The organism is Bradyrhizobium sp. WSM3983 (assembly GCF_000473045.1).
Lineage (GTDB): Bacteria > Pseudomonadota > Alphaproteobacteria > Rhizobiales > Xanthobacteraceae > Bradyrhizobium.
On the sequence record NZ_AXAY01000037.1, the window covers coordinates 56,891 to 76,788 of the forward strand.

A 19,898-nucleotide genomic window follows, 5' to 3' on the forward strand; every position below is an offset into this window, starting at 1 on the left:
GTGCAGCATGACGATCAGCTTGGCGCCGCCGCTAAAATTCTTTGATCCTATTGATATACCTAGATTAATACTTGACTTCACTGAATCCGAGCAGCGTTCGCCATAGCGGTCTTGCAGCGCATGCTGCGCTATATATTGCAATGCAATATAGCTATCTCTGCGGATTGCAACGCAGCAAACCGGGGTTACGACCGCCCGAAGGGGATGTTTGCCTTTTCCCCATGAGCCGGACAAATAGGCCATGCATCCGCGAGACCAGACCATCTTTGCGCTGTCGTCCGGCCGTCCGCCGAGCGCGATCGCAATGATCCGTGTCTCGGGTCCACAAGCTGGTCTGGTACTGACGGCGCTCGGGGGCAAGCTGCCGGTGCCGCGGCAAGCCAGCCGCCGGCTGCTTCGTGACAGCGAGAGCCAACCGATCGACGATGCGGTCGTACTCTGGTTTCCGGGGCCGGGGACTGCGACCGGCGAGGATGTCGCCGAATTCCACATCCATGGCGGCCGTGCTGTGCTATCGGCACTTCTCGCCGCTATTTCTCTAATTCCGAATACGCGCGCGGCTGAGCCTGGCGAGTTCACGCGGCGCGCCTTCGAGAACGGCAAGCTCGATCTCACTGAGGCCGAAGGCCTCGACGACCTCATTCACGCCGACACTGATCGTCAGCGCCGCCAGGCGTTGCGTCAGTTGCAGGGCCTGCTCGGCGATCGCGCGCGTGACTGGCGCGAGCGCATCATCGAGGCGTCCGCACTGATCGAGGCCGGCATCGATTTTTCCGACGAAGGCGATGTGCCGGCGGAATTGATGGCGCCGGCCATGAAGGCGATCAAGGCGCTGCACGATGAAATTGCAAAGGTCCTTGCGGCACAGGGACAAGCTGAACGCCTGCGCGAAGGCCTGGTGGTGGCGATCGCCGGCGAGCCGAATGTCGGCAAGTCGACGCTGATCAATCAACTCGCCCGCCGCGAGGTCGCGATTGTCTCGCCGCATGCCGGCACCACGCGCGACGTGATCGAGGTGCAGCTCGATCTCGACGGCTATCCCGTCACGGTCATCGACACCGCCGGCATCCGCGAGACCGACGATCCCGTCGAGCAGGAAGGCGTGCGCCGGGCGAGGGCTCGCGCCGAGGACGCTGACCTCGTGCTGTGGCTGGTGGAGGGGGAGCGCGCCGCAGATCCGGACGCGATGCGGTCGCTCTGGAAGTCCAGCGACGGTCATCGGCCTAGCAGCTCGGTCTGGATCGTGCGCAACAAGATCGATCTTGGCGGAGCTGCCGCCGGTCTGAGCGGCGAGTTCGGGATATCGGCGAGCCGGGGCGATGGCATTCCCGAGCTGGTCGATACCCTCGTCAGATTCGCGGCGGACTTTTTCGGAACCACCGAGGGTGCATTGGTGACCCGGGCTCGCCAACGAGATCTGTTGACGCGGGCGTCAGATAGCTTGCGCCGAAGTCTGGAGCTCGTAGAAGAGGGCGAGGAACTCGCCGCCGAAGAATTGCGGTCCGCCGCCTATGCTCTAGGCCGGCTGCTCGGCCGGGTCGACGTCGAGGACGTCCTCGGGGCGATTTTTCAGAAATTTTGCATCGGAAAGTAGCGCTAGTTCTTCAATGTAGGACTAGCGCTTGTTCCATTGTTTGGGTTTCGGGCCGTTCAGGCTTGTTTCACGTGAAACAATGATGGTGTCCCAGCGCGATCTCGGTTGCGCCTGGGATCTCGCTTCGCAGATGATGGCAATCGGGCTGGGTGCTCGCGCTCGTCATTACGAGGCGCACTTGCGACGAGGCAACCCAGGCTGTCACGCGGAAAGGGATTCTGGGTTTCATCCAGCGCGCGTCAGCTAGGCGACATCGCGCGCCTTCCTCTGCTGCACGCCTCCATATTGTTTCACGTGAAACACGAGGCCAACATACTTCCTGCTGTGCATGGGGTTGATTTCGCGAAACGAGCCTGCCCAGTCATCCCGTTTCACGTGAAACATACGTCCCAGCCAGTTTCCACTTCCGGCTTTCCTGCCTCTGAGCTAGAAGTCCGCCATGCGTGCAGAGCGAGAAAGTTTCGACGTCATCGTCATTGGCGGCGGCCACGCCGGCTGTGAGGCTGCGGCCGCGGCGGCCCGAATGGGTGCGACGACCGCTCTGGTAACGCACCGTTTCTCCACTGTCGGCGCGATGTCCTGCAACCCCGCCATCGGCGGTCTCGGCAAGGGCCATCTGGTCCGCGAGGTCGATGCTCTCGATGGCCTGATGGGCCGGGTCGGAGATGCCGGGGGCATCCAGTTCCGGGTGCTCAATCGTCGGAAGGGTCCCGCTGTCCGTGGTCCGCGGGCCCAGGCGGACCGAAAGCTTTATGCCGCCGCCATGCAGGCCGCGATCCAGGAGACCGAGGATCTCTCCGTGATCGAAGGCGAGGCCGACGAGTTGATCGTGGTTGATGGCCGGGTCACCGAACTGCGGCTGGCGGACGGTCGGGAGCTTCGGGCAGGGGCCGTTGTCATCACCACCGGTACCTTTCTGCGTGGTCTGATCCATCTCGGTGAGAAGAACTGGCCCGCCGGGCGGGTCGGCGAGGCCCCCGCGATGGGTCTTTCAACCTCCTTTGAACGCGTCGGCTTCACCCTGGGACGGCTCAAGACCGGGACTCCGCCGCGTCTCGACGGCTCCACGATCGACTGGTCTGCGGTCGAAATGCAGCCCGGCGACGAGCCGCCGGAGCCGTTCTCGGTGATGACCGAGCGGATCACGACCCCGCAGATCCAGTGCGGGATCACCAGGACCACGGCCGTCACCCATGAGGTGATCCGCGCCAATGTCCATCGCTCCCCCATGTACTCCGGCCAGATCAAGAGCTCCGGGCCGCGCTATTGTCCCTCGATCGAGGACAAGATCGTCCGCTTTGGCGATCGCGATGGCCACCAGATCTTCCTGGAGCCGGAAGGCCTCGACGATACGACCGTCTATCCCAACGGCATCTCGACCTCGCTGCCTGAGGAGGTTCAGCTCGCGATCCTCGCCAGCATTCCGGGCCTGGAGCGGGCGATGATGGTCCGCCCGGGCTATGCCATCGAATACGACCATATCGATCCTCGCGAGCTTGATCCGACCTTGCAGACCAAGCGTCTGCGCGGTCTTTTCCTGGCCGGGCAAATCAATGGGACCACGGGATACGAAGAGGCTGCCGGGCAGGGAATCGTGGCCGGCCTGAACGCGGCACTCTCCGCCAGTGGCGCTGCGCTCACGGTGTTCGACCGGGCAGACGGCTATCTCGGCGTGATGATCGACGACCTCGTCACCCGCGGGATCAGCGAGCCCTATCGGATGTTCACGTCGCGGGCCGAATACCGGCTGACCTTACGGGCGGACAATGCCGATCAGCGCCTGACCGAGAAGGGGATTGCGCTGGGCTGTATCGGCAGTGCCCGGACCCAGCATCATCGCGCCAAGATGGACGCCCTGAACGCGGCGCGGACGCTGTCGAAGTCGCTGACCATCACCCCGAACGAGGCGATCAAGCACGGGCTGTCCCTGAACCGGGATGGCCAGCGCCGCTCGGCCTTCGAGCTCATGGCCTATCCGGACATCGGCTGGAGCCAGGTCCGCGCGATCTGGCCGGAGCTGTCCGCCATCGAACCTGTGATTGCCACGCATCTCGAGATCGACGCCAAATACGATGTCTATCTTGAGCGCCAGAGCGCCGACGTCGAAGCCTTCCGGCGCGACGAGGGGATGGTGTTGTCGGAGGTCAATTACCAGCAGGTCCCGGGTCTCTCCAACGAGGTCCGCGCCAAGCTGGAGAAGGCGCGGCCGTTCACGGTCGGCCAGGCCGGCCGGATCGACGGCATGACGCCGGCGGCACTCGGCATCCTCGCGGCCTATCTTCGTCGCGAGGCGCGCAAGACTTCCAAGGCAATCGCATAGGCGTTTCACGTGAAACAGCGCGGACCGGGCGGGGACAGACCGCTATCCCGACGACCCGGAGCAGGTGAGGGTGCCCCTCGTCGGTCCGAGCCGGCGCCGGCCAAGCCGAAGATCGACAAGGCCAGCGCCAACGATCGGGCACTCGACTCCATCATCGCCGCTGACAAGCGTGAGGCGTTGAAGCTCGCGCCCGTTTCACATGAAACGGAGGCGCGGCTCGATCGCTACATCGCGCTGCTCCGGGAGTGGCAGGCCAAGACCAATCTGATCGCGCCCTCGACTTTGCCAAACCTCTGGACCCGGCACATTGCCGACTCGCTTCAGCTCGTCGATCTCGCGCCATCCGCCAAGCGCTGGGCCGACCTCGGCAGCGGCGGCGGCTTTCCCGGCGTCGTGCTGGCCTGCGCCATGGCCGGGACGCCGGATGCCAAGGTTCACCTTGTAGAGCGAATCGCCAAGAAGGCCGCCTTTTTGCGCGAAGCGATTCGCGTCACCACATCTCCGGGAATCGTACATCTCGCCGAGATCGGGGATAATGTGGATAGAATCACCGGCTCCGTCGATTGCGTCACCGCGCGTGCGCTGGCTCCGCTACATCAGCTCATCGGCTTTGCGGAGCCGCTGATGCGCCAGGGCGCAAAAGCGTTATTTCCGAAGGGTCAAGATGTAGAGGCTGAATTGACCGAAGCCGCTAAATATTGGAATATTCAGTCGCGGCTCCACCGAAGCCGGACAGGTGACGGTTGGATCGTCGAGCTGACTTCAGTCGAACGGCGCGGGTGAGCGTTCAGGGGTGGTGGGGGAATTTTAATGACCGTGATTGACGAGCCGCAGCAAGAGCAGACTTCCCAAGAGAGCAATGAGGTCCCGCATGGTCACCCGCGCATCCTGGCGCTGGCGAATCAGAAGGGCGGTGTGGGAAAAACAACCACAGCAATCAATCTTGGCACCGCACTCGCTGCGATCGGCGAGCGTGTTTTGATCGTCGACCTCGATCCGCAGGGCAACGCCTCGACCGGCCTCGGCATCGATCGTCGCAACCGCTCCTGCTCGACCTATGACGTGCTGATCGGCGAAGCCCCTCTGCGTGAAGCCGTGGTCTCGACTGCGGTGCCGCGGCTGCACATCGCGCCCTCGACCATGGACCTTTCCGGCCTCGAGCTCGAGCTCGGCACCACGCCGGGCCGCGCCTTCAAGCTGCGCGACGCGATCGGCGCGCTCAACAACAACGTCTCGCCGGACGCCGATTACACCTATGTGCTGATCGACTGCCCGCCCTCGCTCAACCTGCTCACGGTGAACGCGATGGCTGCGTCGGATGCGATCCTGGTACCGCTGCAGTGCGAGTTCTTCGCGCTCGAAGGTCTGTCGCAATTGCTGCAGACGGTGGAGCAGGTGCGCTCGACGCTCAATCCGAACCTGTCGATCCACGGCATCGTGCTGACGATGTTCGACTCGCGCAACAACCTCTCGAACCAGGTCGTCGCCGACGTCCGCCAATTCATGGGCGAGAAGGTCTACAAGACCATGATTCCGCGCAACGTGCGCATCTCGGAAGCGCCGTCCTACGGCAAGCCGGTGCTGGTCTACGATCTCAAATGCGTCGGCAGCGAAGCTTACCTGCGGCTCGCCACCGAAGTGATCCAGCGCGAGCGCGAGCTGCGCGTCACGCATTGACCATCCGTAGGGTGGGTTAGCCGAAGGCGTAACCCACCACTGTCTATCTCCGCGGAAACAGAAGAGGTGGGTTGCGCTTCGCTAACCCACCCTACAAGTTTCGAAATTCAGTACTGGAGTGCTGCAGCGTGAATCCAAGGGAGCTGGCGATGGCCGACGAAGCGCGTTCGCGACTGGGCCGGGGTCTTGCGAGTCTGATCGGTGACGTCGGCGGTGAGGCTCAGCACGTCGATCGTCCGCGCGCACAGCGCAAGGTGCCGATCGAATTCATCAAGGCCAATCCGCGCAACCCGCGCCGGACTTTTTCGGACACCGAGCTCAAGGAGCTTTCGGAGTCGATCAAGCAGCACGGCGTGATCCAGCCGATCGTGGTGCGCCCCGTGAAGGGCGCGCAGGACCGCTTTGAGATCATCGCCGGCGAACGGCGCTGGCGCGCCTCGCAGATGGCTGGCCTGCATGAAGTGCCGATCGTCCCGGTCGACATCAGCGACAGCGATGCGCTGGAATTCGCGATCGTCGAGAACGTTCAGCGCGAAGACCTCAACCCGATGGAAGAGGCGCAGGGTTATCACGCGCTCGCCAACGAGTTCAAACGCAGCCAGGACGACATCGCAAAGGTCGTCGGCAAGAGCCGCAGCCATGTCGCCAATATGATGCGGCTGACCAAGTTGCCGGCCGAGGTGCAGGCCTTCATCGCGACCGGTGAGCTGACCGCCGGTCACGCCCGCGCACTGATCGGCGTGCCCGATCCGCTCGCCGTTGCCAAGCGCATCGTCGCGGAAGGCCTCAACGTCCGCCAGACTGAGGCGCTCGCGCATGAAGAGGGCGTGCCGGAGCGCAAGCCGCAAAAGGCGCGCGCCACCGGTGGCAAGGAAAAGGACCCAGACACAGTTGACCTGGAGAAGCGCGTCAGCGACGCCCTCGGCCTCAAGGTCACCGTCAATCACCGCGATCCCGGCGGCTCGGTCCAGATCAACTACCGCAACCTCGATCAGCTCGACGAGGTAATGAAGCGGCTGGCGAAGGGCGCGCTGTAGGTCACCGATGTCGTCCTGACCTAGTGCGCAATTGCGCACGGGGGGCCGGGACCCATACCGCGTGATCTATCGATTGCAAATGGCGGCAGTACCAAACTACGAGTCTTCGCCAAACCACGCCCTGTGGTTATGGGTCCCGGCCTTCGCCGGGACGACGCGGGGAGACGTCGGCGCGCCGCCTCCGCATCGCAATGATGTGGTGAGAGCCCGAGCCTAGCCCCGCCGCTTCGCATTCACGGCGATCGCCATCAGCGTGCGCTGGGCGATGGCGGCGGCCAGCGTCGATTGCTTGCGGGTGTCGAGCGCGGCGGTCGCTAGCTGCTCGATGACGCCGGCAAGCCTTGCCACGCTCAAATTGCGCAGCGCAGTTTCGACCGCGGGCTTTCGCGAAAAATGCAGCCGCGGATATCCGCCGTCGAGCACGGCGGAGGCCGGCGTGCCGTCGGCGATGGCGAGGGCGGATTTGTGCAGCCATGCGGCCTGGCGCTGCGCGGCGGAGATGATCACGCCGGGATAGGTACCGGCGATCATGGCCTTTGCGAATTCGGTCTCGACGATATCGGGCCGGCCGGCGAAGGCGCCGTCGACGATCGGATCGAGCTTCAGCTCGGACGCATCGGCGACGACGGACATCACGTCATCCAGGGTGATCTCGCCTTTGCCATGGGCGTAGAGCGTGAGCTTGCGCAGCTCGTTGCGCGAGGCCTGGCGGTCGCCGCCGAGGAACGACATCAGCGCGGCGCGAGCATCCTGCGCGATGCGCAAATTGGCGATGCGGAGCTCGTCCTCCATCAGTTTTGCGAGGTCGCGCTCGGTGTCGGGATAGCAGCCGATCGCCACGGCCGTCTTGGCCTTCTCGCAGGCCTTGCGCAGCGGCGATTCAGGGCGAAGCTCGCCGGCCTCGATCACGATGCGGCAATCCTTCACCGACATTTCGGCCAGCGTGTCGACGCCGCTGGCAAAGCTGCGTGAGCCGGCGCGGATGCGAATGGCGCGGCGGCCGCCGAACAGCGGCACGGTCATGGCTTCGTCGACCAGGCGCGACGGCTCTGCGGAGAGCTCGTCGCCGTCGAGTTTGACCAGCGAAAAGGGATCATTGGGGTCGTCGACGGCGGACGCAATCAGCGCGTCGGCGCGCTCGCGCACGAGACCGGCATCGGGACCATAGAGCAGGATGATCGGACGGCCCGCGTCGGGACGGGCAAGGAAGGTATCGATCTCTTTTCCGCGCAGCGCGACCATCGGGCCCAATATGGATCGTGATTCCGGGTTCGCCCGTCAGGCGCCCCGGAATGACAGACTACGTCAGGTGCCTGCGGTGAAGAACGCGGCGAGCCGGGTGTTGATGTTCTCGGCGATCTCGTTGGCGGCACGGTCTTCGGCGTCACGCACCGCACGGTTGCGGGAGAAACGCTGATAGGAGCCGGGCATGTCGTAGGACACCCGCGAGAACGTCGTGCCGGTCATCACCGATTTGCCGCTCACGACCTCGACGAGATTGTACTGGCAGTCGATGCCGTAATTCTCGCTGTTCGGCAGGCCGGTGTTGGGATCGACGATCAAGGACGACTTGCTGGAGTTGAAGCGGATCACCAAGCGGTGGGTCGGCGGCATGCCTGTGGCCGAGCCGTAGAGCTTGAACGCCAACGCATTGCGGACCTCGACCCCGACCCGGGCTTCACGCGAGGCGTTTGGCTTGTCGATCGGCGGAAGCTCGACGCCCATCAGCTTTTCGCGCAAGCCGGGGGTGCCGTCGGTATGCTCGGCATACATCGGCTGGAAGCAGCCAGCCGTCAGCGCCGCCAATGCGGCGACTGCCAGCAAGCGGGCTGCGATGCGGATCCTAGCCGACAACATTCACGATCCTCTTGGGGACGATGATCACCTTGCGAACGGGCTTGCCGTCCAGCGCCAGTTTTACAGCATCGAGGGCCAAAGCGGCAGCCTCGATTTCCGGATTCTGGGCCGCTGTTGCAACCGTGACCTCACCCCGCTTCTTGCCGTTGACCTGAACCACCAGCGTCACGCTGTCTTCAACCAGCAAATCGCGTTCGATTTGGGGCCAATCGGCCTCGGAAACCATGCCGGGCTGGCCCAGAATCTGCCAGCACTCCTCGGCCAAATGCGGCATCATCGGGGAGAACAGCTGGACCAGGATCTGGCTGGCCTCCCGGATCGCCCAAGCTAAATCTGGAGCCAAATCTGGAGCCAGATCGGCGGCCGGCTGGCCGGGGCGCTGCAGCACCTCCGAAAACGTGTTCGTGAATTCACGGATATGGGCGAGGCAGACGTTGAAGTGGAGCCGCTCGACGCCGGTCGTGACCTTGTCGAGCGCGCCGTGGGCGGCCTTGCGCAAAGCGGTCGCATCCGGACCGAACGAGACCGGCCGGGCCGCGGGGGCAGCCTTGCCGAGTTCCTTGCAAAGCTCTTCGGCGTCGTTCACCAGTCGCCACAGCCGCTGCACGAAGCGCGAGGCGCCCTGGACGCGCTCGTCGCTCCAGATCACGTCGCGATCGGGCGGGGAGTCCGACAGCATGAACCAGCGGGCGACGTCGGCGCCATAGGTCGCGATGATGTCGTCGGGGTCGACCGTGTTCTTCTTCGACTTCGACATCTTCTCGATCGCGCCGATCTGGATGTCCTCGCCGGTCGCAAGTAGCGTCGCGCGGCGCCCGTTGCCGCCGACCTCGATCTTCACCTCGGCTGGCTGCACCCAGTTGCCGTCGGCCTTCTGGTAGGTCTCGTGTACCACCATGCCTTGCGTGAACATGCCGGCGAACGGCTCGTCCAACGCGATGTGCCCGGTCGCCTTCATCGCGCGGGTGAAGAAGCGGCTGTAGAGCAGATGCAGGATCGCGTGCTCGACGCCACCAATATACTGGTCGACCGGCAGCATCCGGTTGGCGACCGCAGGCGTCGTCGGCGCGTTCTCGTTCCAGGGATCTGTGAAGCGCGCAAAATACCAGGACGAATCCACGAAGGTGTCCATGGTGTCGGTTTCGCGCTGCGCCTTGCCGCCGCACTTCGGGCAAGTCACGTGCTTCCAGGTCGGGTGATGGTCGAGCGCGTTGCCCGGCTTGTCGAAGCTCACATCCTCTGGCAGCACCACCGGCAGGTCGGCATCCGGCACCGGCACCACGTCGCACTTCGGACAGTGGATGACGGGTATCGGGCAGCCCCAATAGCGCTGCCGCGAAATGCCCCAATCGCGCAGGCGGAAATTGACCTGGCGCTCAGCGACCGGCGCATTGCCGCGGAGTTCGCTCTCGAGACGCTTCGCAACAGCTTCCTTCGCCTCGTCGATGGTCATGCCGTCGAGGAAGCGCGAATTGATGATGCGGCCGTCACCGTCATAGGCGGTGTCGGTGATGACGAACGTCTTGGGGTCCTGGCCCTCGGGGCACACCACCGGCGTGTTGCCGAGATTGTACTTGTTGACGAAATCGAGGTCGCGCTGGTCATGCGCGGGGCAGCCGAAGATTGCGCCGGTGCCGTATTCCATCAGCACGAAGTTGGCGACATAGACCGGCAGCTTCCAAGAGGGATCGAACGGATGAACCGCGCGAATGCCGGTGTCAAAACCCTGCTTCTCCGCGGTGTCAATGATCGACTGCGCGGTGCCGATCTTCTTGATGTCGGCAATGAACTCCGCAAGCTTCGGGTTCTTCGCGGCGGCAGCCTGCGCCAGCGGATGGTCCGCCGAGATCGCCATGAATTTCGCGCCGAACAGCGTGTCGGGGCGCGTCGTGAAAATCTTCAGCTCGCTCTCGCCGGCCGGCGTGGTCGCCTGATCCAGCGCGAAGCGGATCAGCAGGCCTTCGGAGCGGCCGATCCAGTTGCGCTGCATCAGCCGTACCTTGTCAGGCCAGCGGTCGAGCCCATCCAGCGCGGACAGCAATTCCTGCGAGTACTTCGTGATCTTGAAGACCCATTGGCTCATCTCGCGCTGTTCGACAACGGCACCCGAACGCCAGCCGCGGCCGTCGATCACCTGCTCGTTGGCGAGCACGGTCATGTCGACCGGATCCCAGTTGAGCTTACGCTTCTCGCGCTCGGCGAGGCCGGCGGCGAGCATGTCCAGAAACATCTTCTGCTGATGCTTGTAGTAGCTGGGGTCGCAGGTCGCGAACTCGCGCGACCAGTCCAGCGACAGCCCGATCGAGCGGAGCTGCTTCTTCATCGCGGCGATGTTGGCGTAGGTCCAGGCTTTCGGCGCGACCTTGCGCTCGATGGCGGCGTTCTCGGCCGGCAGGCCGAAAGCGTCCCAGCCCATCGGGTGCAGCACGTTAAAACCCTTGGCGCGCATGAAGCGGGCCAGCACGTCGCCGAGCGTGTAGTTGCGGACATGGCCGATATGGATGCGCCCGGACGGGTAGGGGAACATCTCCAGCACATAGTATTTCGGCCGGGAATCGTCGTTCTTTGAGACGAAGATCGCCTGTTCGTCCCACTGGCGTTGCCAGCGCGGTTCGGCGTCGCGGGCGTTATAGCGTTCGGAGGTCATGGAATCGTTAGGTTTTCGTGGTTTCGGCCGGCTGAAGAGGCCGGACTAGGCCATAGAAGTCCTTAAGGGGTCAATGGGTTGCCGCAGCGGCGGCTCACCGCAATGCTGCTCCGCAAAAGTACGGATGAGCCTATTGGGATCGGATTAAGGGCTCGGTGCGAGGTTGGCCCGCCAACAGCACCCGCGCAGGCGATGGATTCCAGCTTCGACGATCCCGATTACGACTATGCCGCGTCCATCGCCGGGCGGGCGGTGCGGAGCATGGCCGAGCAGCGGATTCCGCCGACACCGACCAATTTTGCCATCTGGTTCCAGTATTACGCCGGCACCCATGACGATTTGCGCAACGCCATCGATCTCCTGATCGACCACAACCGTCCGTTCGACAGCCGGACCAATCAGGACCTGTTCGAGACTTATATCGCGCCCCAAGTCAGCGCTGTCGTGGTCGACACGTCCGAGCGGCTGCATGCCCTGATGGGCGCGGCGAAGGGGTTTCTGGCCACCGCGATTGCCGACAATCGCTCCCAGATGCAGGTGATCAGCCAGGTTGCTGACCAGGGCCAGGCCGGCGTCGATCCGAAGGCGCTGGTCGCCCAGCTCATGAACGAGCTGGCGCGGGCCGCCACACGGACGACCCGGCTCGAGGCAGGCTTTGCGGAAAAGACCCGTGAGCTCGACGTCATCCGTGATTCGCTCTCCAAATCCGAGGAACGCGCCCGGACCGACACGCTGACTGGGCTGGCAAACCGTCGGGCACTGGATGAATTCCTGCGCAAGGCGCAGACGACGGCGGATTGGGGCGAGCCGCTCAGTGTGCTCCTGCTGGACATCGATCACTTCAAGACCTTCAACGACAATTTCGGCCACGGCGTCGGCGACCAGGTGCTGCGCCTGATGGCGAACGTGTTGCGCGAAAAGGTGCGCCCGCAGGATCTACCGGCGCGCTATGGCGGCGAGGAGCTGATCGCGGTGCTGCCGGATGCCGATCTTGCGGCTTGCGCTGAGACGGCCGAGCGCATCAGGCGCGCGCTCGCGGAATGCACCATCACGCGCCGCTCGACCGGCGAGGTGTTGCCGAACATCACGGTTTCAATCGGTGTGGCGCAGTATCGGACTGGCGAATCCACCGCCGATTTGATCGAGCGCTGCGATCGCGCGCTCTATCTCGCCAAGGGAGGTGGCCGCAACCGCGTGGTGACGGAAAACGAGCTCGATCGCGCCGAGGCTGCGGGTTAGAGCATGATCCGGAAAAGTGTGCAGCGGTTTTCCGAAAAGATCATGCTCAAGAAATAGAGCTAGCCCGCCATCGCGATTTCAGCGGTGGTCCCCTCGATCCGCAAAATGCCGTGCTCGACGACATTGTTGCGGCCGCGATGTTTGGCTGCATAGAGCGCAGCATCAGCGGCTTCGATCAGATCGCCCGGACGCAAGGTCTCGTTCGGCCGCGTCGCCGCAACGCCGATCGAGACGGTGACGATCATGTGGGCCGAGGTGATGTGGGGCAGGCAGAGCTTCAGTACGGCCGCGCGGACCAGCTCACCGATCTCGACCGCGCGCATCACGTCGGTGTTCGGCAGCAGCAGGCAGAATTCTTCGCCGCCATAGCGCGCCGCAAAGCCCATCGTGTCGGCGGCGATGCCGGACAGCGACTCGCCGAGCCGGGTCAGGCAGGAATCGCCTTCGAGATGCCCGTAGGTGTCGTTGAACAGCTTGAAATGGTCGACGTCGATCATCAACAGCGCGAGCTCGCTGCCATATTGCTGCGCGCGCATCCATTCGAAGTCGAGACGGCTCTGGAAGCCGCGGCGGTTGGCAAGTCCCGACAGCATATCGATCGACGCCATCACCGTCAGCCGGTCGTTGGTCGCGATCAGCTCGCGCTCGCGCTGGCTGAGCTGGGCCGCCATCGCGTTGAAGGCGCGCGCCAGCGGCACGAATTCGGACGGCAGCCGGTTGCGCGCCGCGCGGGCCGACAGGTCGCCTTCGCCGAGACGCTTGGCCATGTCGGCGAGCATTTCGATCGGCTTGATCACGAGCTTCTCGGCGGCGATCAGCGCGCCGAGCAGCACGAACACGACGACGAAGGCGAGTTGGAGATAGGCGGTGCGGATGTCGCGGCTCACCGCCGCGGACACCTTGTCCTCGTCGATGCTGGCGATCAGGCGGGAATTGGTGCCGGCGATGCGGATGAAGCTGACTGCGCGGCGCGATCCGTCGGCGGCGAGAAACGACAGCGAGCCTTCGTCCTGATCGGAGCGCAAGGCCTTGTCGGTGATCGCCGACATCAGCGGCATGTTGTCGAGCGGACGTCCGACCGCGCTGTGCTGGTCGGCGGGCGCAGCCAGCACGGTGCCTGCGCTGTCGACCAGCACCGCCGTAATGCCGGCGCGGCCGCCCAGATTGTTCATGACCTTCGACATCCAGTCGAGGTTGACGGTTGCGAGCACGACGGCGTCGGCGACGCCGCTGAACGCGGAGACCGGATAGACCGCCATGACGGTCGGCGACTGCACGGGCTTTGACAGGATGAAGTCGGACAGCACGAAGCGGCCTGTCTCCTGCGCCTGCCGGAAATAAGGCCGGTCGGAGAGGTCGAGGCCGACATACATGTTGTTGGTCGCGCACTGGATGCGGCCGTCCTGGCCGGCGATCAGGAGCGTGCGGATCCACGGAAGGCTCGTCGGCAGGCTCGCGCGCAACACGTCGCAGCTCTTGCTGACGCCGCCGGCGGAGGCGCGGATGAAGGCCTCGGATTTCAGGATGGTCTCGACCGACGAGATCACTTCGCGCTGCGCATCGGCGCCGTGCCTTGCCACCGTGGTGAACTCGGCCGTGGCCTGCGCAATCTGCTTGGTGCGGGTGTCTTCGAGCGAACGAATCCGCTCGAGCATCAAGGGCGCGACCAGAATCACCGCGAGCAACGCAAGCCGGGCCCTGATGCCTAGGACCTGCTTGAGTTTTGCTCGTTTGCGGTTGAAACTAACGCTTGCCATCTTCGCTACCCACCCCGCGGGCAAGGTAAAGCGAAGGGTTCAAAAACTCTTTCTTGAACTCGGTAAAATTGGAATTAACTCCGTTACTCCTGCAGTTGATCGACGTCATGACAGAAGCCAATGCCGCGCCGGTAACCGGCGATTCACCAAACGCGCTCGCCGCGGTCGAAGCGGAGATTGCACGCGCCTGCAAGGATGCGCGGCGCGATCGCGCCTCCGTGACGCTGATCGCGGTGTCCAAGACTTTTGGGGCTGATGCAATTACTCCGGTTATCGGCGCCGGACAGCGCGTATTCGGCGAGAATCGCGTGCAGGAGGCCAAAGGCAAGTGGCCGGCGTTAACGTCTGTTTACTCAGATATCGCGCTGCATCTGATCGGGCCGCTGCAATCCAACAAGGCGAAAGAGGCGGTCGCGCTGTTCGATGCCATCCATTCGGTCGACCGTCCGAGCATTTGCCAAGCGTTAGCCAAAGAAATCGAATCCCAGAACAAGCACCCCCAACTCTTCGTTCAGATCAACATCGGCGAGGAGCCGCAGAAGGCCGGTGTCGCGCCCGGCGAGGCCGACGCCTTCCTTGCGAGCTGCCGTGACACCTATGGGCTGACGATCTCGGGCCTGATGTGCATCCCGCCGGTTGACGAGCCGCCGGCGGCGCATTTCGCGCTGACCGCCAAGATCGCTGCGCGCAACGGATTGCAGAATCTGTCGATGGGCATGAGCGCGGACTATGCGACCGCCATCATGCTCGGCGCCACCCATGTGCGCGTGGGAAGCGCGATCTTCGGACACCGGTGATTCTCGTCGTCCCGGCGAAGGCCGGGACCCATACCGCGGAATCCATCGATTGCGGAGGGTCGGAGTACCGAACGATCAGTCTTCGCCAAACTGAATTTTGTGGTTATGGGTCCCGGCCTTCGCCGGGACGACAGCAGAGTCTATTCGAATCTCACCAACACTTTCCGCCCTCACCCGATGATGATTCGTGTTCGCGGCCCCAATCGCCGCAGCAATTGCAGCATCGCAGATTTCGTCATGGAGACGCAGCCCGCGGTCGGGCCGAAATTGTCGCGCGCCAGATGCAGAAACACCGCGCTGCCGCGGCCGGCGATACGCGGCCTGGTGTTGTGGTCGATTTCGATGATGAAGTCATAGAGCTGGTCGTCGCGTTTGAGCCGGTCGCCGCCCTCGCCGTCGCCGCGCCGGATCCACTGGTTGTAGTGGCGATCGCCGGGATCCTCGCACCAGGCGTCCGCGCCGGTGATGATCCGGGCCGGGAGCAATGTGTGGGGGCGGCTGTGGCGGTCGCCCCGCCACCACAATCGTCGGGGACGAAAGCTGCCCCTGGGGGTGCCGCCGTCGCCCTCGCGCTTGTTGGCCAGAATTCCGCCGCGCCCCAGCGCTACCGGAATCGTCAGCTGTCCGGCGGTCAGCCAGCCCCGGCACGGATTGCCGGCGGCAGGCTTGACGCGGATCGTGGAGAGCTGCCGGAAGCGCCGATTCATGGGATAAGCATTTGAATTGACGTTATTTTCCATGTGAACGCGCGGTGTCGAATTCATTACAGGACATTCATCAATTGGCCCTGCTATTCTAGGTTAGAGTAATTCCGGCTTGTGAATCGGTAACAGCCCACTACTTCAACACGAACAACAACAAAAACAGCGACCCCTCAAACTTCCCATCACGGCTGGGTGCGGCATGCATGCGCGCCTGGTCGACCCCAAAAGGATGATCCCCTATGGCCAATGCCCGCAAGATCCTGATCGTGGATGACGATACCGATCTGCGCGACACGTTGGTGGAGCAATTATCGCTACACGAAGAATTTGAAGCCTCCGCCGTCGATACCGGCGCCAAGGGTGCCAGCGCGGCAAAGGCCAACGCCCCCGATCTCGTGTTGATGGATGTCGGCCTCCCCGACACCGACGGTCGCGAGGTGGTCCGCTCCTTACGCAAAGGCGGTTTCAAGGCCCCGATCATCATGCTGACGGGGCATGACACCGATTCCGACACGATTCTGGGCCTGGAATCCGGCGCCAACGATTATGTGGCCAAGCCCTTCCGCTTCGCCGTGCTGCTGGCCCGCATCCGCGCCCAGCTGCGCCAGCACGAGGCCAGCGAGGACGCGGTGTTCTCGGTCGGCCCCTATTCCTTCCGCCCCGGCTCCAAGATGCTGACCGCTGCCAATGCGCGCAAGGTCCGCCTCACCGAGAAGGAAACAGCAATCCTGCGCTTCCTCTACCGGGCCGGCCAGATGCCGGTGTCGCGCGAGACCCTGCTCCAGGAGGTCTGGGGCTACAATTCCGGCGTCACCACCCACACGCTGGAAACCCACATCTACCGCCTTCGCCAGAAGATCGAGAAGGATGCCGCCAACCCGGAAATCCTGGTGACGGAAGCCGGTGGCTACAAGCTGGTGCCGTGATACGTTCCAGGAGCGCGCGATTCGTCGTAAATTAGCGCGTTCCACGAGCCTCGGACCGGAATGTCAATCGACGACGACGTAGCGCTGCTCGAGCGTGTCCCGACACTCCGCCTGTTGGGAGACGCCTCGTTGCGCATGCTGGCGATCGGCTCCGAGCAGCGTGACTTCGTCCGTGGTGACACCCTGTTCAATCTCGGCGACGATGCCGACGCCGGCTTCGTGGTGCAGCGCGGCGCCTTTCGCGTCGATGACGGCGCAGGCGCCGAGATGATCGCAGGTCCCGGCACGCTGATTGGCGAGCTCGCGCTGGTCGTGCCGATGAAGCGGCCATCCGGCGCGGTCGCGCTGGAGCACTCCTCTGTCATCCGCGTCGCGCGCAGCCTGTTTCAGCGCGTGCTCGAGAGCGACCCCGCCGCCGCGGTCCGCCTCCGCGACGAATTCGCGGTTCGCTCCAGCCAGATCGCGAGCGACATCCTGATGGCCGGTGCGAAGCTGAGCACCTGAGCGCGATGGATCTACCCGGGACCTACTCCGCGGGTTTCATTCTCTGTTGAATTCATACAGCGCGCTGCGGTCATTCTGGTAAAGGCGCCGCAGTCCGGGCATGACCGCCAGGTGCGGCGCATCGACGTCGAGCAGCCAGACATAGTCGAAGCGATCGCGCGGAATCTGCGCGATCCTTTGCGCGAGCGTGGCACTCAGATCGCCGTCGCAGCCGCCCGGGGGTATCTCGATGTATTGAGACGGATCTGCGTTGAACGCGGTGCCGCGCGCACGGAGCGGTGTCAGGAGTTGCTGGCCACCCGATGCATCCCATTGGGAGTTGACGAAGGCGTCCCGCCGGACGATGGCGAGCGACCCCAGATGCGCAACACGCGGCGCACGCCATTGCTCGCAGCTTGGCGGCCGTGTCAGCACGGCGATGCTTGCGCCGCGCGGGACGTCCTTCAGGGCCTGCAAATGTTGCGTGTAACCGGAATCATAGGCTGCGAATCCGACCGCCATGGCGACGATCCGAATCGCAAAAACAGCCAGCGCCATGCCCGCAATGATCGCCGAGCCGCGCTGCATGCGGTCGGTGGGCGCGATGGCGGTGAGGCCGATGATGAAGAAGACCGGCCATAGCCGGACATCGGCATAGACGGCGCCGAACATCTCGCCTGGCATCAGCAGGATCAGAACGAGGAAGCTCGCTGCTCCGACCAGCAGTGCTGGATTGCGGCTGACGTCACGGCTGCGGATGCCAAAATACAGCAGGCCGATGGCCAGCAGCAGGCTCAGCGTGTCCAGCCAGATATTCTGGTCGCGCAGCGTCCATACCAGTCCGAGGGTCTTGGTGCCGATGTCGAAGAAATGACCCGTCGAGGCGGCGCCATTGCCTTGCCGCCAGACCATCATGAGCACGGCCGGGATCATGACGGGCCAGGCGCGTCGCAGAATGACGATCACCATGGAAGGCCACGTCGCTGGCGCGCGATTCCAGTTGCGGCAGAGCTCAAAGGCGCCGACGAGGACGACCAGAACGACCCAGCCATAGGCGTGCGCGAGCCAGACCAGGCAGGCGGCCGCCGCGAACAGCGCGGCGCGCAACACCGAGCCATTCGTCCCTGTCGTCCCGACCCAGGATGCGAAAACGTGAAGCGCCAAGGCACAGCCAAGCCAGTAATTCACGAAACCAAGCTGGAACGGATAGGACATCGCGAACCATGCGGCGGCGATGGCGAAGGGCGTGAGCTCTCCATGCAAGGCTCGGCTGATCCGCCCGATGGCGGAGATCATGAGGAGCGGAAGCGCCAGCGCAATCAGCCACGCGGCGCGTTCCAGACCGAACATCGGTGCCAGCGGAGCGATGAGCAATTCAACGCCGAGATTGCCGACCAGCTGCCAGTGAAAATCCCAGTTCTGCTGCAGCGCGGGCGAGTTCGCCAGATGCAGCTGCACGTGGTAGCGGCCGATATGGGCGAGGAAATCGATCAGCGGCGGCGTGTGCACGAACCAGAAGGGTATCGTGCTCAGCAACATCAATCCCGGGACGACGAAACGGGAATTCCACCACGCATCAACGCGCGGCTTTGTGGGGTCTGACGGCGCCTGTGTGCGCATCATCCTCTCCGAAGGCTGGGAGCGTTTTCCAGCGAAATGGATACCGGTTCGCGTTAAGAAAACGCGTCAAGACAAAAATTCAGACGTCCAGCGTCACCGTCACCGGCACGTGGTCCGACGGTCGCTCCCAGCTGCGGGCATCGCGCAGAATCCTGAAATCCTGAACCGCATCCTTCAGCGCACGCGAGACCCAGATGTGGTCGAGCCGTCGGCCGCGGTCGCCGACGGTCCAGTCGGCGGAGCGGTAGCTCCACCACGTGTAGACCTTTTCCGACATCGGGATGCGGTCGCGCGCGACGTCGATCCATTCGCCGGCGCTGAGCGCGGCCTGCAGCTTTTCGGTTTCGATCGGGGTGTGCGAGACGACTTTCAGAAGCTGCTTGTGCGACCATACGTCGTTCTCGTGCGGCGCGACGTTGAGATCGCCGACCAGGATGTGGCGGTCTTCTCCGCGCGGATGCAGCGGCTCGCACGCCTTCATCTCGTCGAGGAAGCGAAGCTTATGGTCGAACTTTTCGTTCAGCGCTGGATCGGGAATGTCGCCGCCGGCGGGCACGTAGAAATTATGCAGCACCAGCGGGTTTGCGATGTTGGCTTTCTCTCCGAACGACACCGAGATGTGGCGCGAATCCACCTTGTCGCAGAAGGTACGGATGTCGCGGGATTCGAACGGAATCTTCGAGACGATGGCGACGCCGTGATAGCCCTTCTGCCCGTTCAGCGCGACGTGCTCGTAGCCGAGCCGCTTGAAGCGCTTTAGCGGAAAGGCATCGTCGATGCACTTGGTCTCCTGGAGACACAGCACGTCCGGCCGCGCGCTCTTGAGAAACTTCGCGACCAGATCGATGCGCAGCCGCACCGAATTGATGTTCCAGGTTGTCAGGGAAAGACGCATGAGGATGGCGTCTTAGCATGGATTGGCGTGAGTGGCAGTTTGTAGGGTGGATTAGCGGAGCGTAATCCACCGACTTGCTTTCCGCGGAGGAATAAGCGGTGGGTTACGCCTTCGGCTAATCTTACTGAGTCATTCGGTCGCGGCCGCGGTGGGCGGAGAATCAAATATTTGAGGAGATTCAATATTTGGCATGCGGAGGGCCAGATGGATCTCAATCAGGGTGAAAGCAGCGGGGCACGGTTTGCGGCCTATGTAGCTGGGCTTGGAAGTGTGATCGGTCAGGCAGTGCGGATGAGGCCGCTGCGTGACTATTGCACCGGCTTGATATTGCCGGGCGAACGTAAG

Annotated in this window: 16 protein-coding genes; 9 read left to right on the forward strand and 7 right to left on the reverse strand. The window is 63.5% G+C overall.

Features of this window, described 5'->3' with window-relative positions:
• The first annotated feature begins 241 nt into the window (after window positions 1-241).
• The 5 genes from mnmE to YUA_RS0135955 all read left to right on the forward strand — a co-directional run bounded on the left by mnmE (window position 242) and on the right by YUA_RS0135955 (window position 6,628).
• On the forward strand, window positions 242-1,594 hold the full coding sequence (mnmE, locus tag YUA_RS0135930; protein ID WP_027535008.1) for a tRNA uridine-5-carboxymethylaminomethyl(34) synthesis GTPase MnmE: 1,353 nt from the start codon (window positions 242-244) through the stop codon (window positions 1,592-1,594).
• Window positions 1,595-2,033: 439 nt separating this feature from the next.
• Window positions 2,034-3,914, forward strand: coding sequence for a tRNA uridine-5-carboxymethylaminomethyl(34) synthesis enzyme MnmG (gene mnmG, locus YUA_RS0135940; RefSeq protein ID WP_027535009.1), 1,881 nt, complete (start codon window positions 2,034-2,036; stop codon window positions 3,912-3,914).
• A gap of 9 nt (window positions 3,915-3,923) precedes the next feature.
• Window positions 3,924-4,697, forward strand: coding sequence for a 16S rRNA (guanine(527)-N(7))-methyltransferase RsmG (gene rsmG / locus YUA_RS0135945; RefSeq protein ID WP_027535010.1), 774 nt, complete (start codon window positions 3,924-3,926; stop codon window positions 4,695-4,697).
• 27 nt (window positions 4,698-4,724) lie between these two features.
• A complete protein-coding gene (locus YUA_RS0135950) occupies window positions 4,725-5,591 on the forward strand; it encodes a ParA family protein (RefSeq protein WP_027535011.1) in 867 nt (288 codons plus the stop codon).
• A 149-nt stretch (window positions 5,592-5,740) separates the two neighbouring features.
• Complete coding sequence (locus tag YUA_RS0135955; RefSeq protein ID WP_027535012.1) at window positions 5,741-6,628, forward strand: ParB/RepB/Spo0J family partition protein; 888 nt, start codon at window positions 5,741-5,743, stop codon at window positions 6,626-6,628.
• Window positions 6,629-6,841: 213 nt separating this feature from the next.
• Here YUA_RS0135955 and holA read toward each other — a convergent pair whose 3' ends face one another.
• From holA to leuS, 3 genes are all read right to left on the reverse strand, one after another.
• Window positions 6,842-7,870 carry a DNA polymerase III subunit delta gene (gene holA / locus YUA_RS0135960; protein WP_027535013.1) on the reverse strand — a complete coding sequence of 343 codons (1,029 nt, stop codon included), beginning with the start codon at window positions 7,868-7,870 and terminating at the stop codon, window positions 6,842-6,844.
• Window positions 7,871-7,933: 63 nt separating this feature from the next.
• Window positions 7,934-8,485 carry an LPS assembly lipoprotein LptE gene (gene lptE / locus YUA_RS0135965; protein WP_027535014.1) on the reverse strand — a complete coding sequence of 184 codons (552 nt, stop codon included), beginning with the start codon at window positions 8,483-8,485 and terminating at the stop codon, window positions 7,934-7,936.
• Complete coding sequence (gene leuS / locus YUA_RS0135970; RefSeq protein ID WP_027535015.1) at window positions 8,472-11,132, reverse strand: leucine--tRNA ligase; 2,661 nt, start codon at window positions 11,130-11,132, stop codon at window positions 8,472-8,474. The genes lptE and leuS overlap by 14 nt, the downstream gene beginning before the upstream one ends.
• Window positions 11,133-11,324: 192 nt before the next feature.
• Here leuS and YUA_RS0135975 point away from each other — a divergent pair, with 192 nt between their 5' ends.
• Window positions 11,325-12,371: a GGDEF domain-containing protein gene (locus tag YUA_RS0135975; protein ID WP_198029568.1), complete on the forward strand. Its 1,047-nt coding sequence runs from the start codon at window positions 11,325-11,327 to the stop codon at window positions 12,369-12,371.
• Between the two features lie 59 nt (window positions 12,372-12,430).
• On the opposite strand, the gene YUA_RS0135980 is transcribed toward YUA_RS0135975, so the two are convergent.
• Window positions 12,431-14,128, reverse strand: coding sequence for a diguanylate cyclase domain-containing protein (locus YUA_RS0135980; protein WP_027535017.1), 1,698 nt, complete (start codon window positions 14,126-14,128; stop codon window positions 12,431-12,433).
• A gap of 107 nt (window positions 14,129-14,235) precedes the next feature.
• Between YUA_RS0135980 and YUA_RS0135985 the strand changes: the two genes are divergently transcribed.
• On the forward strand, window positions 14,236-14,925 hold the full coding sequence (locus YUA_RS0135985) for a YggS family pyridoxal phosphate-dependent enzyme (RefSeq protein ID WP_027535018.1): 690 nt from the start codon (window positions 14,236-14,238) through the stop codon (window positions 14,923-14,925).
• A gap of 170 nt (window positions 14,926-15,095) precedes the next feature.
• On the opposite strand, the gene YUA_RS0135990 is transcribed toward YUA_RS0135985, so the two are convergent.
• Window positions 15,096-15,632 (reverse strand): L,D-transpeptidase, encoded by a 537-nt coding sequence (locus tag YUA_RS0135990; RefSeq protein WP_371259936.1) that lies wholly within the window; start codon window positions 15,630-15,632, stop codon window positions 15,096-15,098.
• Window positions 15,633-15,868: 236 nt separating this feature from the next.
• Here YUA_RS0135990 and YUA_RS0135995 point away from each other — a divergent pair, with 236 nt between their 5' ends.
• Both YUA_RS0135995 and YUA_RS0136000 read left to right on the forward strand, forming a co-directional pair.
• A complete protein-coding gene (locus YUA_RS0135995) occupies window positions 15,869-16,555 on the forward strand; it encodes a response regulator transcription factor (protein ID WP_007598630.1) in 687 nt (228 codons plus the stop codon).
• A 60-nt stretch (window positions 16,556-16,615) separates the two neighbouring features.
• Window positions 16,616-17,059: a cyclic nucleotide-binding domain-containing protein gene (locus YUA_RS0136000; protein WP_027535020.1), complete on the forward strand. Its 444-nt coding sequence runs from the start codon at window positions 16,616-16,618 to the stop codon at window positions 17,057-17,059.
• A 36-nt stretch (window positions 17,060-17,095) separates the two neighbouring features.
• On the opposite strand, the gene YUA_RS0136005 is transcribed toward YUA_RS0136000, so the two are convergent.
• Both YUA_RS0136005 and xth read right to left on the reverse strand, forming a co-directional pair.
• The gene (locus tag YUA_RS0136005) at window positions 17,096-18,658 is read right to left on the reverse strand and encodes a hypothetical protein (RefSeq protein ID WP_156947517.1); all 1,563 of its coding nucleotides are present in this window, start codon (window positions 18,656-18,658) and stop codon (window positions 17,096-17,098) included.
• Window positions 18,659-18,737: 79 nt separating this feature from the next.
• On the reverse strand, window positions 18,738-19,553 hold the full coding sequence (gene xth, locus YUA_RS0136010) for an exodeoxyribonuclease III (protein WP_027535022.1): 816 nt from the start codon (window positions 19,551-19,553) through the stop codon (window positions 18,738-18,740).
• Window positions 19,554-19,898 lie beyond the last annotated feature (345 nt).